This window comes from Acetobacter musti, from assembly GCF_011516835.1.
Taxonomy (GTDB): Bacteria; Pseudomonadota; Alphaproteobacteria; order Acetobacterales; family Acetobacteraceae; genus Acetobacter; species Acetobacter musti.
This window is the reverse complement of sequence record NZ_WOTB01000003.1, coordinates 141,031-157,024: the sequence shown is the minus strand read 5'-3', so window position 1 is coordinate 157,024 and position 15,994 is coordinate 141,031. Positions and strand designations below refer to the sequence as shown.

Here is a 15,994-nt window from a genome sequence, read left to right as displayed (position 1 = left end):
GCCGGTTTTCGCGGATAATACCGAAAAAAGACACCGGCAAGTCGTTTCGCAGCGATGCGGAGCGCAGGAATTGTCAGGGTTTTCTCTGGCAGGGAATAGTTTTTTAATGGCTTCAGCCACACAGACAGCAACCGACCATTTCGCCGGCGAAGATTTCGCGGCACTTCTCGATGAAACACTCGGGAAAGACAGCGGCTTTGAAGGGTCGGTCGTTAAGGGACGTGTCGTTCGCCTCACCGATGATTATGCGATCGTCGATGTTGGTCTGAAGAGCGAAGGACGTGTCTCGCTTCGTGAGTTTGGTCCGCCGGGTGTCACCCCGGAAGTCAAGCCGGGTGATTATGTCGAGCTCTACATCGAGCGTTACGAGGATCGTGACGGCTCCATCGTTCTGTCGCGTGAAAAGGCGCGCCGGGAAGAGGCCTGGACAAATCTTGAGAAAGCGTTTGAGGCCAGCCAGCGCGTCAACGGCACGATCTATGGTCGTGTGAAAGGTGGCTTCACGGTTGATCTGGGCGGCGCGATGGCGTTCCTGCCAGGCAGCCAGGTGGATATTCGTCCGGTTCGCGATGTGACGCCTCTGATGGGCGTGCCGCAGCCATTCCAGATCCTGAAGATGGACCGCGCGCGCGGCAACATCGTCGTTTCACGTCGTGCGGTTCTCGAAGAGACGCGCGCGGAACAGCGCAGCGAGCTGATCCAGGGCCTGAAAGAGGGCATGATCCTCGACGGCGTGGTCAAGAACATCACCGATTATGGTGCGTTCGTAGATCTCGGCGGCGTCGACGGCCTGCTGCATGTGACGGATATTGCGTGGAAGCGCATCAACCACCCGTCCGAAGCGCTGCAGATCGGTCAGCCGGTCCGCGTGCAGGTCATCCGTTTCAATCCGGACACACAGCGTATTTCTCTCGGCATGAAGCAGCTTGAGGCTGATCCGTGGGAGAACGTGGCGCTGAAATATCCGCCGGGTGCCCGCTTCACGGGTCGTGTGACGAACATCACCGATTACGGCGCGTTCGTTGAGCTCGAGCCGGGCGTCGAAGGTCTGGTCCACGTTTCCGAGATGTCCTGGACGAAGAAGAACGTCCATCCGGGCAAGATCGTCGCCACTTCGCAGGAAGTCGACGTCATGGTCCTGGACGTTGACAGCGGCAAGCGTCGTATTTCGCTTGGCCTGAAGCAGGTTCAGCGTAATCCGTGGGAGCAGTTCGCCGAAGAGCATAAGGTTGGCTCGATCGTCGAAGGCGAAATCCGCAACATCACTGAGTTCGGCCTGTTTGTCGGCCTGTCCGCAGACATCGACGGCATGGTTCACATGTCCGACCTGTCTTGGGATGAGTCCGGCGAAGAAGCCATGAAGAACTACGAAAAGGGCCAGGTCGTTAAGGCCAAGGTTCTGGACGTTGATGTTGAGAAAGAGCGTATCTCTCTCGGTATCAAGCAGCTTCAGGAAGATCCGGCGGCTGATGTCCTGTCGCATGTTCAGAAAGGCGCGATTGTCACCTGCGTTGTGACGGGTATCCAGACGAACGGCGTCGAAGTGAAGGTCGACGATGTTCTGACCGGCTTCATCCGTCGCGCCGAACTGGCCCGTGATAAAGCTGAACAGCGTCCGGAGCGTTTCGCCGTCGGCGAGAAGGTTGATGCGAAGATCGTCTCGGTTGATCGCGCGGCCCGCAAGTTGGCTCTGACCATCCGTGGTCGTGAGGCTGACGAAGACAAGCAGGCGATCAACGAATACGGATCGTCTGACAGTGGTGCGTCCCTTGGTGATATCCTTGGGGCCGCTATCCGGCGTCGTAACGCGGATGCGTAATTAAACCGTCGTTAGTCTGACTGTGAGAAAATGGCATCTCGTAATGAGATGCCATTTTTTTTTGGAATTACAGGAGCAGGGCTCTGATGTGAGGTCTTTTTTCCCTGTCCCGTTTGCGGTAGTGTCCGTGAAAAGAGACGATACCAGATCGATGTAATTCAGTAAGGAAGGCGGGGACGGCAACGTCGGCGTAATTCATGGCGATCATATACAACACGAACTACACGCATAATCCTAACTATTACTTGACTCTGGCTTTCGAACGGGCTGCGAAAACAGTTCTGGGTGACGAAAACGTCGTTGTTGCCGATAATATGACACTTGCGGGACTTGCTGCGGCAGGTGAGCATGATGTTCTGATCTGTATTGATGGTCAGCGTATCAATATGGAACTGATGCGGCGTGTTCGTCCCGCCTTTAAAACAATGATTTTCTGGGCGTTTGAAGATCCGTTTATGGTGACCTTCAATGCCGATAACATCGGTTTATTTGATTACGTCTTTACAAATGATCCATCCTGTACTGATTTCTATCAGGGGAAAGGGCATTATCTGCCGCTGGCAGCCAGTCTGTCTTTTCATGAAAGAAAAGTTAAATCTGCCGCCGATCTTGATTATGATATTTTCTTCGCCGGAACGATGTGGCCGAACAGAGTATACACGCTTCGCCGCGTCATCACCGCGTTCCCGGATGCGCGGATCAAGCTGATCTGTCCCGGCAACGAATATCTGCCGCCGCTTCCGGCTGATATTGCCGAACTGGCTATCCAGCGGCCAATCAGTCATGAGGCCTTTATCGATTTTGCGAACGCCAGCGCTGTTACGCTGACCATGTTCCGGGATTACGCAAGCCATGGTGATGTAGGGCAGGCGACGGCTCCAGGTCCGCGGTTCTATGAGCTGGCTCTGGCCGGCACGGCCCAGGTGGTCGAGGCAGGCGAGCAGCTGAATGAAGATTATATTAAAGAAGTTGCCGGCGTCGGTCTTGCGCGAACAGTTGAGGGCGTCGTCGAACATATAGACGCACTTCTGTCCAATAAGACGATGCGTCGAAAATGCGCGACAGCAGCCCAGAAATCGGTTCTTGAGTCGCATCTCTACGAGCACCGGCTGCGTCGGATGATGGATGTCACCGGTGCCGATTTCAGTCGAAACCAGCACATATCTGCCGCACCGGCACGCCGGGGTCGTCTCCGTGTGCTGATGTGCACTCACTCCACCATTCACGAGCAGGCCTGGGGCGGCGTCGAGGTTTATCAGCAGACAATTTCATCGATGCTGTTGCGTGACGTGGAGTTCTTTTACTGGCTGCATCGGGACGGGATGTGCCGTCTGACAGACGCAAGCGGCCGTGAGATTGAAAGCTTCGACGTGCCGGATACCGGCTGGCTGGACACGATGTGTGACGGCACCGAAGAAATGGCGTTCTCCAGCGCCCTTAGTCAGTATAATTTTGATATCGTGCATTTCCAGCATCTCGGACATCACTGTCTGTCATTGCCGATTATTGCGAAAGCAAACGGTGCCGGAGTGGTCTTTTCTGCGCACGATTTTTTCCTGGTCTCATCGCGTTATAATCTGCTGAACCACGAGCTTCGCTATTGCGAAGAAGATGTGAAATGGGTTCTTGCAGCTGATATTTCCCTCAAGCGGTCAGATAACGTCGAGTTTGGCGGTGAGCAGACACGCCGTGCTTTCGTCGCGAAAATGCTCGATTCCGTGGACGCAATCCTGTTCGGAACCGAGCACTCCCGAAATCTGACGCACACGGTCTATCCGCATCTGGATCAGAAAGAGAGTCTGATCCTGGGAATACCGTCTCCTGAAACACCAGCGCCCGTCGAGAAGAAAGTTTACGAACCGCTGAACGGTCGTCGTCTCTCGGTTGCGATCATCGGAAACTTCCTCCGTACAAAAGGTGCGGATGCGGTTCTGAGCGTGATCGAGATGGCTCATCCCGACCTGTTTGAGTTCCACATATTTGGCTATGTGCACCCTGAATATGAGGGCGTGCTGAATAATCTCGACCGGAAAAATGTTATTACCTACGGTCGTTACTCGGCCGGTGACATTGATGCGCTGAAAATTGCCGATGTTGCGCTAAATCTTTCAATCTGGCCCGAGACATATTGCATTTCGCTTTCCGAAGCCTGGCAGAACGGCCTGATTCCGATCGTAACGAATGTCGGGGCGCTCGGAGACCGGGTTATTAATGATGTCAATGGCTATAAGGTTCCGATTGGCTCTCCTGCCGACGTTCTGCAGCGTCTGGAACTGATCCGTTGCAGCGAAAGTACACGCGAACGGCTCATGTCGAATATTACGCCCGAACTGTGGACGAACGCCCGCGATTACGGCGCGGCACTTCTGGATGTCTACAGGAACGTTGCTCCGCGCCGGATGATGGGCAGCAGTAACGTGCAGTTCGATGTCGGGCAGGTTCATCTGCTTCCACATGCGTCATGGAAACATCAGGCGCCTCCGCGTCATATCTTCGATCCGCCGACTCAGAGGGATATTTCGATCGAACTGCCGGAAGCCGTTACGGACTGGTATTCGATCCAGGGGGCTGAATACTATATTGACGACGTATGCCGCCATGTATTCGCGGACTCCGATGACGAAGACTTCGTGATAGCAGGTGAATTCCACATCCGGGGCTGGTATGTGGTTCCCGGTGTGTCGGGGTCCGGCCACCTTTATGCAGTTCTCATCGGAGACGATGAGTCGCCCGCTATCTTTATCCCGACCGCACGTGAGGTCCGGTCTGACGTAACCGGCCTGTTCCCCGGCGCCCCGCGACGCTCAGGCTTTGCCGGGCAGGCGGCCCTTCGCGGGAAATGGTGCGAGGGTGTTTACCGCATCGGCCTCGTTAATGTGGTCCACGGCCGTGGTGCATTCCAGCTGACAAGTGTACAGATCGAGATCGAAGGCGGTCAGATCATCGGCATTGCCCGTGTTCCACCATCCAATGGTCAGATTCTTCGTGATTTCGAACGAATATCAGAAAGTGATGGTCTGCTCCGCGGAGTAAAGCTGGCCGCGCTGAACAGGCGTATCGGCCAGGAGTATAAAGGCAGTCTTGAATTCTACATCGATCATTTCACAGGCATCATCGAGGATGGCGGCAGCCATGAACGGGATATCGAAGAGAGCGATATTGTCGTTCGTGGCTGGGGTTTCCTTCAGGGTATTTCCCGCGCCGGACAGCTTTATGTTGCGTTCGTAAACGAGACTAATGGCAAGACCGTATTTTTCGGAACATCGCGCCTGATTCGCCAGGATGTGCAGACGATTTTCCGGGACGCACCGCTCTGTGTCGGCTTTGTCGGAAATCTGAATCTGAACAAAGGCTTCAACGAAAAGCTTGATGGCTGGTATCGTATTTGTCTGCTCAATGTTGTTGCGGATGAAATGGGGATGCGTCCGACCGGTATCCGGGTGCTTTGTGAAGAAGGGCAGATCAGATCAGTAGAACAGACAGGCCCCTCGGATGAGACAGTCGCGCTGTGTAAGGAAATTGCTCTGGAGGTGATCGACTGACGGTTTTTCTTCACATCGTTAAAACTGGATCTGACTATTGGTGTTAGTGCCCCTTTCTGAGCTGCCTTCCGTGTTTGACTGGAACATCGGAAGCGCGGCTGGCAGCTATTCTCGGATACCTGTATGGCTCAGGTTTGATCAGGAGTGGTTTCGGGCGCGTTATCCTGCTTCCGAAGAAGCGATTGCAGCCGGAAAATATTCGTCTGCCTTGGAATATTATCTCCAGGCCGGACAGCTGCTGAAGCAATCGCCTAATAAATGGTTTGATGAAACGTGGTATCTCGCAACATATAGCGATGTCGCGGATGCTGTCGCCAGTGGTCAGTGGAAGTCCGGCTTTCAGCATTATGTACAGCATGGCTATCGTGAGCGGTCGCCACACTGGCTGTTCTCTGAAGAATACTACAGATCCTTCAATCCTGAACTGACGTCATTTGTGTTCAGCGCGGAAGGATGCGCGAACGGTTACGATCACTATCTGTCAGGCGGAGAGTGCGGATACAGAAGCGGCAGCGTGTTTTTCGATCCCGGTGTGTTTTCCTGCTTTATATCGCGGATTACGCATAACGCTGAGCCATATGGGCAGACGACGGACAGTAAACCGGACTCTGATTATAGCCTGTTCCTGACGCTGTCAGACAGTATTTCCGATCGCTGCCGGACGTCGTGGTATTTCGATCCGGTATGGTATCTGGATCGCTACCCCGAAGTCCGGGAACTTATCCGGAATGGTACATATACCTCCGCGCTTCATCATTACGTGACAGCAGGTCAGTATAATCAGTATTCGCCGCAGGCCAGTTTTTCCGAAGAATTCTACCGGGAAAAATATCCCGATGTTGCAGCCTGTATCTCTGCCGGCCTGTTTCGTTCAGGTTATGACCATTTTCTGACAGCCGGAGCGTCCGAAGGACGGCTGCCGGCTCCGGATGTCTCGCTGGCGCATTATGCGTCCCTGGCGACCGTGCGTGCGGATATCGAGAGCGGCCTGTTTCGTGATCCTTATGCGCACTGGATCGCGGCCCACGAAAAACAGGACCCGCGATTTTGCTACGATGATCTGGAGGAGATGGATGCCAAACTGGCATTCTGCAGGCTCGCACGCGGACTGACGGTGCAGAGTGGCCGAAGCGTTCTGGATTTCACATGTCCGGACCATCCGGTCCTCAGCGTTATCATTGTTCTTCATAATCAGTTCGCGCTGACTCTGATGGCACTCGCGTCGCTGCGTGATAATTTCGACGGAAATATAGAGCTTATCATCATTGATTCCTGTTCGCATGACGAGACGGTACATCTGGAGCGTTATGTTCAGGGCGCGAAGATCACTCATCTTCGGTATAACGCGGGCTTTCTTCTTTCCTGTAACATGGCGCTTGAACAGGTTACGGCGAACGCCGTGCTCTACCTCAATAATGATGTGAGACTGGCTCCCGGAGCTGTTCGTGCGGCACTGAACCGTCTCCATTCCAGCCCGTATGTCGGCGCCGTAGGCGGAAAAATCATCCGCACGAATGGCCTTTTGCAGGAGGCCGGATCGATCATATGGCGTGACGGCGGAACACTTGGTTATCTGCGCGACCATGATCCGAACTGTCCCGAAGCCAATTTCGTCAGAGACGTGGATTACTGTTCCGGTGCTTTTCTCCTTGTGCCGACATCTCTGGCAAAGAGTCTCGGAGGTTTCGATGAAAGCTATTGCCCCGCCTATTTCGAAGAAGCCGATTTCTGCGTCAGACTGATCAGAAAAGGGTATCGCGTCGTCTACGATCCGTCTGTCGTTATCGAGCATCTGGAATTCGGTTCTTCGACGTCCGAGGCGTCAATCGCACTGATGCAGAGGAACAAACGGGTTTTCGTTCAGCGGCAGGCTGAGTTTCTGAGAGACCAGTTGCCCGCTCATCTCGGTAATGCCGTGCTCGGCCGGTCACGACGGAGCGCCGCACCGCGTGTACTCTTCATCGAGGACCGTGTGCCGTTGCGTTCACTCGGTTCAGGTTATGTCCGCTCCAATGACATTGTCCGGAGCCTCGCGCGACAGGGATGCGCGGTCACCGTTTTTCCGATCAACACGCATTATCACTCACTGAGCCGCATTTACGGTGACTTTCCTGATACGGTGGAAGTTCTTTTCGACCGGTCCGCTGTCGATCTCGACACATTCCTCGAAGAACGGGCCGGATCGTTTGACGCGGTCTGGATCGGACGAACGCATAATCTCGCAAGAATTCTGCCGGTTCTTCATAAAAACACCCGCTATATGGCAGCAAAGGGCTTCATTCTCGATACGGAAGCAGTCGCGAGTCCGCGCCTGCTGATGCGTGAGCGCGTGCTTGGTCTGAATGGAACGCACGAGGATCTCGATGAGAAACTCCGCGCTGAATTTGAATGCGCATATTTCTGTCAGCAGATTGTCGCCGTAACCGGACAGGAGGCTGATTTCATAAGACGTGCCGGGCATATGAATGTCAGTATTCTGGGACATGCTCTGAAGACAGAACCCACCCGGACTTCGTTCAGTGCACGAAATGGGCTGCTGTTTGTCGGCGCTGTTATCGATGCGCACTCTCCGAATCTGGATTCATTACTGTGGTTCATGCGGGACGTGATACCCTTGCTGAGAGAGAAACTGGGTGATGATATTCGCCTGACGGCGGTGGGCTTCCGGACACGAGGTGTCGATCTCGGCGGATTGCGGGAGTTTGACGGAATTGACGTCATCGAAGGAGCAGACGATCTCCGGGAGTATTATGAACAGCACCGTGTTTTTGTGGCTCCGACACGATTTGCAGGCGGAATTCCTTACAAGGTCCATGAAAGTGCCGCACACGGCGTGCCTGTGGTTGCGAGCGACATCCTGATCGGGCAACTCGGCTGGACGGCTGGCAAAGACATCCTGTCCGGCGGAGCACCAGACGCTGCGACATTCGCAGAAGCTGTGACGACATTGTATCAGAATGAAGAGCTGTGGGAGCAGGTGCGGCAGGAAGCGCTGCATCGTGTCGAAACGGATTGCAGTCCTGCTAAATTCGATACGTCGGTCATGGAGATACTGAAGGAGGCGTGTCGTTAGCCGGTGTTGCTGTGATAGAAGCAGTTCGAAACGATGGTGCCTGGGTGTGAAGAGGAACGATGGTGGGTAAGGTAAGCGAGTATTCCGGACGGGTTTTGATCTGTAGCGGTGGCCGTTTTGAGTCACAGGCCAATGCGCAGGTTCGTGAATCGATCATGGCCGGCTGGGGCGAATGTTTCGGTGATGAAAATGTTGTGGCCGCCAATATCAGCGGTGCCGCAGCCGCTATCCAGTATCTCAGACCTACGATTGTTTTCGGGATCGGGTCCTACCTCCCGGAAAGCACATATTTCGGTGAAGTCTGCCGGGAAGCAAAGAAGATCGGCGCTGCTACAGTATTCTGGGCCACGGAAGATCCTTATGAGCAGGATGCGTCTTATCGTATTTGCGACGATTTCGACGTAATTTTCTCATGTGAGCGTTGGGGCTCGAATTTTTACACCCGGAAAGACGTATGGCATCTGCCTCTCGCAGCGTGTCCGAAACTGCATTACCGACCGATTATTGAAGACGTCGAGCGGACGATTGATGTTCTTTTTTGTGGCGTGGCATTCACGAACCGGAAGGACATCGTGCGCGGATTAATGCCAACCCTGCGCAATCTGAACATCAAAATTGTCGGTCCGGGCTGGGGTGAGCTTGGTATCGGGTTCTCAGATGCCAGGCTGGAAAAGGAGCAACTGGTCCAGTTTTATTCACGCTCCAAACTGGTGCTGAATCTCGGCCGAAGCCTGAATTTCGAGAACAAGCGGTTCATGATCGCGCCATCCACGCCCGGCCCACGAACCTACGAGGCAGCAGCAGCAGGCGCCATGCAGATCTTTCATGAAGATACCTACGAGATCAGGCGTTATTACACGAAAGACGAAATTCCTTCATTTTCTAATCGTAAGGATTTTGACAGGCTGGTTGCAACCTATCTCGATAACGAGGCTCTGCGCCTTGAAACAGCTAAAAAAGCACAGGCGAGGACAATGGCCGAGCATACTTATGGCCAGCGGATCCGGCACGCTTTGGGCATTCTGAAAGAAAATGACTTTTTGCCTGGCTAAGTCATAGCTAATATTGAATTAGTTCTTTTCGCAACGGCAATACAAGGTAAATCCGAAAAATTATAGATTTCGGATTTACTGTTTTTGTGTATGTTTGTTTTAATGACTGTGATTATATCAAAAATTATCTTCGATAAGGTGTAATAAATAATTAAATATTGATGAATTTTATGAGATAAAAATTATTTTTTCTGTAAAATAAAATTATTACTTATTTTATAGTAAATTATATGGTCAACCCATAAAAATAATTCGACTCATTCATAACGAGCACGTAAATTATTGCTGGCGTTCGCCACAACACAAGATTCCTCATATACAGACAGAAATCGAATTTTGAATTGGGCAGATATCGGTGAATTTGATACAAATCATGCGATGAAGATTTTTTCTGTGCCAGCCCGTATTTGTGGTTTCGGTGAGGGATGAACTTATAAACGGCGGCGGCTCATTCGTAGTCCCCGCATATATTAAGGGTGCGGAAAAGAGATGAAAAATTCACGTTTTCTGGTGACCGGCGGAGCGGGTTACGTTGGTAGTCATATGGTTCTGGCTTTGCTTGATGCCGGACATGAGGTGACAGTCTACGACAGTCTCCGCACCGGACATCGGGCCGCCGTTCCATCCGGAGCGCGCTTTATCGAAGGTGATCTTGCCGATCTGCCATTGCTGAATTCCGTTCTTGCCGACGGCCCCTGGGATTGCGTCTTTCACTTCGCCGCCTTGTCGCTGGTGGGTGAAAGTATGCAGCATCCATTAATGTACATGACCGATAATGGTGCCCTTGGATTTGGTCTGATTGACGCCTGCATAAAGCATGGCGTGAAAAAATTTGTGTTTTCCTCCACGGCTGCTCTCTTTGGTTCGGCCGGAGACGGCCCGATCGACGAAACGACCCCCGTTGATCCGGGATCTCCCTATGGTGAAAGCAAGCGCGTCGTCGAACGGGCGCTGTACTGGGCAGACCGGATTCACGGCCTGCGCAGCGCGTGCCTGCGCTACTTCAACGCCGCCGGTGCCGATCCCGCCGGAAGGGCAGGGGAGGATCATCGCCCTGAGACTCATTTGATTCCTCTGGTCATCGACGCGGCGCTGGGTCGAAGGGAAGCCCTGACGCTGTTCGGGCAGGATTATCCAACTCCGGACGGAAGTTGTATCCGTGATTATATTCACGTTGCGGATCTGGCTCAGGCCCATCTCGCAGTTCTGCCATTGCTCGATGACCGGAGTGTGACATTCAATGTCGGTACCGGAAAGGGCAATTCCAATCTCGAAGTGATCCGGGCTGTCGAACGCGTCAGCGGACGACCTGTCCCCTGGAAAGCCGGGCCGCGGCGTCCGGGTGACCCGGCGAGTCTGGTCGCCAGTCCGGCGCTCCTCATGAAAGAGACCCGATGGACTCCCGCCTTCACCGAACTCGACAAAACGGTGGAAACGGCTCTGGCATGGCGCGAAGCGCATCCGGGTGGATATCAGGACTGAATGATATCATGAACACTGCTCCCGGAACCGTTCCTCACGAGTTAATTGCCGCAGCAACGTCAATCCGCGAGAAGGCCTACGCGCCATATTCACACTTTAAAGTCGGCGCAGCGATGTTTTGCGATGACGGCCATATTTACTCTGGCTGTAACGTGGAAAATGCAGCCTACCCGGAAGGAATCTGTGCAGAAGGCGGTGCTATCTCGGCGATGGTCGCTGCTGGCGGACGCCGGATCATTGAAGCCGTCGTTTGCGGTGCGGCCGAGCCCTGCCCGCCATGTGGAGGTTGCCGCCAGAAACTGCGTGAGTTCGCGGCACCCGAGACGAAGGTGCATATGGTAGATCCGGCCGGTAAAATTCTGCTGACACGGACACTGGCCGAGCTTCTGCCAGATAGTTTTGGTCCTGATAATCTCGGTGTTTCAGTGGGAACGCCGAGGTAATCATTGAAATCCGGATGCACTGCGCCGTTCCCGGCGATCGTCAGATCCAGATATCAATAGCCGGATTCCAGAAAAATCCGGAATAATTTATGATGTTATCTCTATGGTCTGTTCTGCGAAAGCAACATCCGGAATAAAATTATTCCCCAGTCAATGCCAGACAGCAAAGATCGGCATAAAAATACTCTGGTGGGCAGCAGCAATCAGCGGCCTGTTCGTCGCCATGTCAGCCCCGATCGCTCATGCCCAGCTTGTCCCGGTTCCTGCAAGACCCGGGATCGGAACTGGGGATACACGCCGGCAGGTGGGCGTGGAAGATTTGCCATGGAGCGCAATCGGCCGGGTTCAGACCGAACTGGGCGGCCGCTGTACAGGATTTCTGATCGCTCCTGCTGTTGTGGAAACTGCAGCCCATTGTCTGTGGATCGCAAAAACCGGCCATTATATCCAGCCGCGTGACGTTCATTTTCTTCGCGCCTACAACCGGGGTCAATTTGCCTCTCATGCCCGTGTCGCACGGTTCCTGATACCGCCCGGCTACGATCCTCGTCGTGAAGCCCTTACAGCAGCTTACGACCGGGCAACCCTGTTCCTTGACGCGCCAGCCGGCACACCGACACAGAGTCTGACTGTCGCACAGAACCTTCCTGCTCCGGGCGATGGCGTAATGCTCGGCGGTTACGAGCAGGATTTTCGCGAGGTCGTAACGTCAGATATGGCCTGTCATGTCATGGCCATTGTCGCCGACGGCAACGGACAGCCAATGATTTCCCACAACTGCGATGCAACGCGGGGAAGCAGCGGTGCTCCACTGCTCGTCTACCGGAACGGCAACTGGATCGTAACAGGGGTGCAGGTTCTCGCTAATTTCGGGCGCGGCGGAGCCGCAGCGCCTCTGATGCCAGTGACATCAGAGAAAACCCAAGACGATCGGAGATAATCCACACAAAATTGTGATAAAAACATAATGCATCTCAGTTATTATAATTATTGTTAGATAGCCGGAAGCGCGCGACTATGCGTGCGCCGGGCAGCTCCGGACCAGTCTGGTTCTGCTCAGTTCATAATCCCCTATTTGCCGGGAGTTCCGCGATGGAACGTCTAGCTAATCCCGCACCCCTCGGACTTGCCGGGTTCGGAATGACGACAATCCTGCTCAATCTCTGTAATGCAGGTTTTTTGCCGCTTAATTCATCCGTAATCGCTACGGGAATTATCTTTGGCGGAGCCGCGCAGATGTGCGCAGGTTTGCTGGAATATCCGAAAGGCAACACCTTCGGCCTGACCGCCTTTACATCCTACGGGGCTTTCTGGATTTCTCTTGTCCTGCTGATTTTCCTGCCTAAACTCGGGCTGATCGCTGCCTCGGACCCAACCGCAATGGCCTGCTATCTCGGCCTGTGGGGCGTATTCACGGCATTCATGTTTGTCGGCACATTGCGGTCTAACCGGGTGCTGCAATTCGTCTTCGGCTCACTGACCGTGCTGTTCGCACTTCTTGCCGCCGGTGAAGCAACAGGCAACGCCGCGATTACGCATTTCGCCGGCTTTGAAGGCCTGCTTTGCGGCGTTTCAGCTCTCTATCTGGCGATGGCCGAAGTCATCGAAGCGCAGCTTGGCCGGGCGGTTCTTCCGGTTGGCATCCCTCGTGTCGTCGCGCATCTGCCCGTGGGTTCACCTGTCGCCGCCTGATTTCTGTCGTCTTCATTCTCTGTCATCATGCATCCATGGACCCGCCAGCACCCTGCCGGTGGGTCTTTTTATTGTCAGGGAAGCAATGTCCGGAACGAAGAATACCCACCGGAGACCTTTCAGAGGGTCGTACGCATTTTTTCGCGGAGATCGTTGCACCGCTTCGTAAAACGACTGGCCTTCGACGCGGTGAAGAAATTGATAATAAAGGCCGCGCCAAGCGACAGGAATGACAGGAAGACCAGCGCTTCATCCGTAAGCGTTACTGCCTCGTCGTAGTGAAACGCTGAATACATCAGCAGGCTGAGACTCAGAACGGCGCCAACAATACCAAAGACACCTGTCGATTTCATCAGTGAGTCTTCGAAACTCTCAAAGTCGGCGGTCTCCCGCCAGAGATCGAAAAGCTGCCGGTCGATATTGCCAACATTCTGCTTATGCTCGGCGATCTCCGTGACGGTCTGTTTGTGCGGATTCTTGCGGTGAATTTCCAGCTCCTGCCGCGCCTTGCTGAAAACGCGTCGCCTCTCCTTGATGGCAGGCAGGCTGATATCGACAAAACTCAGAATGGCGACGTTAAGCCCGGCCGAAAGCTGAACAACAGCCTGAAAATCTCCCCACGTCATCGTCATTGCGCTGAAACTTCGATCCTGAGCCTGCCAGTTGTCTGAAATCAGACAGAAAAAACTGCCCAAAGAGATTCCGCAGAGATGAGCGAATTGCCAGCCCGTTTTTCTTCATGCCTGGTATCCGGCCCCCGACATAAGCCCGTTGAGCCTCGTATTCGACGCCAGAGAACACGTTACGGACCAGGCCGGCTACGTAAGATCGCGGTCTGCAGACCTGAGGTCACGGACCAGAATACATCATCAAGGCTGGCAGATATCACCGTCACAGGCTCAGATTGGCGCAATATCCATCGCCTGGAGGCTGAGGAACTCCCGATAAGGACCCTCGCGACGTTCAAGTTCCGCCGGCGAGCCATCTTCCACAATATGACCCTTCTGCATAACGACGATCCGGTCAAAATCTTTCAGTGTGGAGAGACGATGGGCCACGGCAATGACCGTGCGTCCGACCATCAGCTTCGAAAGCGCTATCTGGATGTGCTGTTCGCTTTCGCTGTCCAGTGCGCTGGTCGCCTCATCAAGGATCAGAATCGGAGCGTTCCGGAGAAACGCGCGGGCAATGGCGAGACGCTGACGCTGGCCGCCGGAGAGCTTCACACCACGATCGCCAACTTCCGTATCAAAGCCCTGAGGAAGCGCGGTAATGAAGTCAGTACAGCCAGCCGCATCAGCGGCCTGGCGTACATCCTCGTCTGAGGCCTCGGGTTTACCGTAGCGGATGTTGTCAGCAACCGATCGCCGCAGAAGCGAAACATCCTGCGGCACGACCGACATACAGCCACGAAGTGCTGTCTCGGAAAGATCATTGATATTCTGACCATCGATCAGAACTGCGCCACTCAGGACATAACGCTGGCGCTGAAGCAGCGCGAGCACAGTACTTTTGCCAGAGCCGGAACGGCCGACCAGACCGACGCGGGTTCCCGCAGCGACGTGCAGATTGAAATGCTCCAGCACGTTCGGGCCGGTCGGATAGGCAAAAGTGACATCCTGAAACCGGACCTCGCCGGCGGTGGCACCTTTAAAGCCGGTCGCATTGGGACGGTCCTGCATTTCATGAGGCACAAGAATGGTGGACAGCGTCTCGCCAAGACGGGCGGTATGCTGGACCGTCTCAACCAGCGCGACGGCGAGATCCCGCGTGCCGTGCAGAATCATGAAACCAAGATTAACCACCATGACGACATCGCCCACGGTGGCCTTGCCAGCCTGCCATAGAAGGACAACCCATATCAGCAGACCCGCCGTCAGAACGGCCGTGAGCAGGGCGTGAACCAGCCGGAGCTTCTCCATATGACGAAGAGATTTTCCGCGGGTCGCCATTTCTCCATGCAGGGTGTGGGCTAGCCGGGTCCGCTCAAAGCCCAGCATCCCGAACGTCCGGACGAGCGGCAGATTGCCGACAACGTCCTGCATCTCACCGTCAACACCCGCCGCGTCAGTAGCGTAGGTCGCGTGAAGCTGCCGCCCGTTCCGGGCCATGCGGAACATGAGCGCGGCAAGACTGAATGACAGCAGAGTAATAACGCTTCCCATCAGCGGACTGACGGTAATCATCAGGCCGATGGAGAGCAGGACGTTGAGGCACGGTGGAAGGACATTCCACGCCATCAGGCTCTCAAGCGTGAAGGTTGCCGTTCCCGCCGTGGAAATGCGGGCGGCAAGGGCCGCAGGCATCCGGTCCGCGAAATAGCCGGTGGAATGTCCCGTCAGATACCGGAACAGATCGAGCCTTACGTCGCCGGTGACGGCAACAAAGGCTTTTACCGCGTACCAGCCGGCGACACGCCATGAAAGATTATCCGCCGCGATGATGACAGCAAGCCATGCAACCGCGACCCATACCGCATGAACGGACCCGTGATCGCCTCCGCCACGCGGAACAGCATCCATCGTATCGACCAGGTGTCTGATGGCATATGATGAGAAGACGGCACATGAAACCGCCAGGGTTACAAATCCGAATACGATCAGATGCGGAAGAGCCCGGCTCCGGGCATATCGGACAATGAACCTGACGGGATGTCCCGCATAATGCGGGAGTTCGTCGTCGGGAATTGTAACTTCACCGGCGCGCTTCACGCGTGGGCACCCATGCGTAGCTCCACTCTGTAACTTTTCATCAGTGTAGGCGTTTGCAACACATGAGGAAAGCGAGAGCAGGAGGCGATGAGCAGCGTGATCGTCACGTATCTTTCAGGTGTGCAGGTGGAAACAGTGCCTGTATTGATATTACGCAGGCACCATTCCGCTGCAACAGAA

General features: G+C 54.4%; 10 protein-coding genes. 8 read left to right on the top strand and 2 right to left on the bottom strand.

Annotated features, from left to right (window positions below; genetic code table 11):
• Positions 1–106: 106 nt before the first annotated feature.
• From rpsA to GOB93_RS03585, 8 genes are all read left to right on the top strand, one after another.
• Positions 107–1,819 carry a 30S ribosomal protein S1 gene (rpsA, locus tag GOB93_RS03620; RefSeq protein ID WP_173582162.1) on the top strand — a complete coding sequence of 571 codons (1,713 nt, stop codon included), beginning with the start codon at positions 107–109 and terminating at the stop codon, positions 1,817–1,819.
• Between the two features lie 197 nt (positions 1,820–2,016).
• On the top strand, positions 2,017–5,361 hold the full coding sequence (locus GOB93_RS03615) for a glycosyltransferase family protein (RefSeq protein WP_173582161.1): 3,345 nt from the start codon (positions 2,017–2,019) through the stop codon (positions 5,359–5,361).
• Positions 5,362–5,569: 208 nt separating this feature from the next.
• Positions 5,570–8,434 carry a glycosyltransferase gene (locus GOB93_RS03610; RefSeq protein WP_173582160.1) on the top strand — a complete coding sequence of 955 codons (2,865 nt, stop codon included), beginning with the start codon at positions 5,570–5,572 and terminating at the stop codon, positions 8,432–8,434.
• Positions 8,435–8,493: 59 nt separating this feature from the next.
• The gene (locus GOB93_RS03605) at positions 8,494–9,486 is read left to right on the top strand and encodes a CgeB family protein (protein WP_173582159.1); all 993 of its coding nucleotides are present in this window, start codon (positions 8,494–8,496) and stop codon (positions 9,484–9,486) included.
• Between the two features lie 489 nt (positions 9,487–9,975).
• On the top strand, positions 9,976–10,968 hold the full coding sequence (gene galE / locus GOB93_RS03600; protein ID WP_173582158.1) for a UDP-glucose 4-epimerase GalE: 993 nt from the start codon (positions 9,976–9,978) through the stop codon (positions 10,966–10,968).
• A gap of 8 nt (positions 10,969–10,976) precedes the next feature.
• The gene (locus GOB93_RS03595; RefSeq protein WP_173582157.1) at positions 10,977–11,411 is read left to right on the top strand and encodes a cytidine deaminase; all 435 of its coding nucleotides are present in this window, start codon (positions 10,977–10,979) and stop codon (positions 11,409–11,411) included.
• Positions 11,412–11,634: 223 nt separating this feature from the next.
• Complete coding sequence (locus GOB93_RS03590; protein WP_242010510.1) at positions 11,635–12,351, top strand: trypsin-like serine peptidase; 717 nt, start codon at positions 11,635–11,637, stop codon at positions 12,349–12,351.
• A gap of 152 nt (positions 12,352–12,503) precedes the next feature.
• A complete protein-coding gene (locus tag GOB93_RS03585) occupies positions 12,504–13,103 on the top strand; it encodes an acetate uptake transporter (protein WP_173582155.1) in 600 nt (199 codons plus the stop codon).
• A gap of 119 nt (positions 13,104–13,222) precedes the next feature.
• Here the strand turns inward: GOB93_RS03585 and GOB93_RS03580 are convergent, their stop codons facing one another.
• Both GOB93_RS03580 and GOB93_RS03575 read right to left on the bottom strand, forming a co-directional pair.
• Complete coding sequence (locus tag GOB93_RS03580; RefSeq protein ID WP_173582236.1) at positions 13,223–13,735, bottom strand: hypothetical protein; 513 nt, start codon at positions 13,733–13,735, stop codon at positions 13,223–13,225.
• Positions 13,736–14,002: 267 nt separating this feature from the next.
• On the bottom strand, positions 14,003–15,814 hold the full coding sequence (locus tag GOB93_RS03575) for an ATP-binding cassette domain-containing protein (protein WP_173582154.1): 1,812 nt from the start codon (positions 15,812–15,814) through the stop codon (positions 14,003–14,005).
• Between the last annotated feature and the right edge of the window lie 180 nt (positions 15,815–15,994).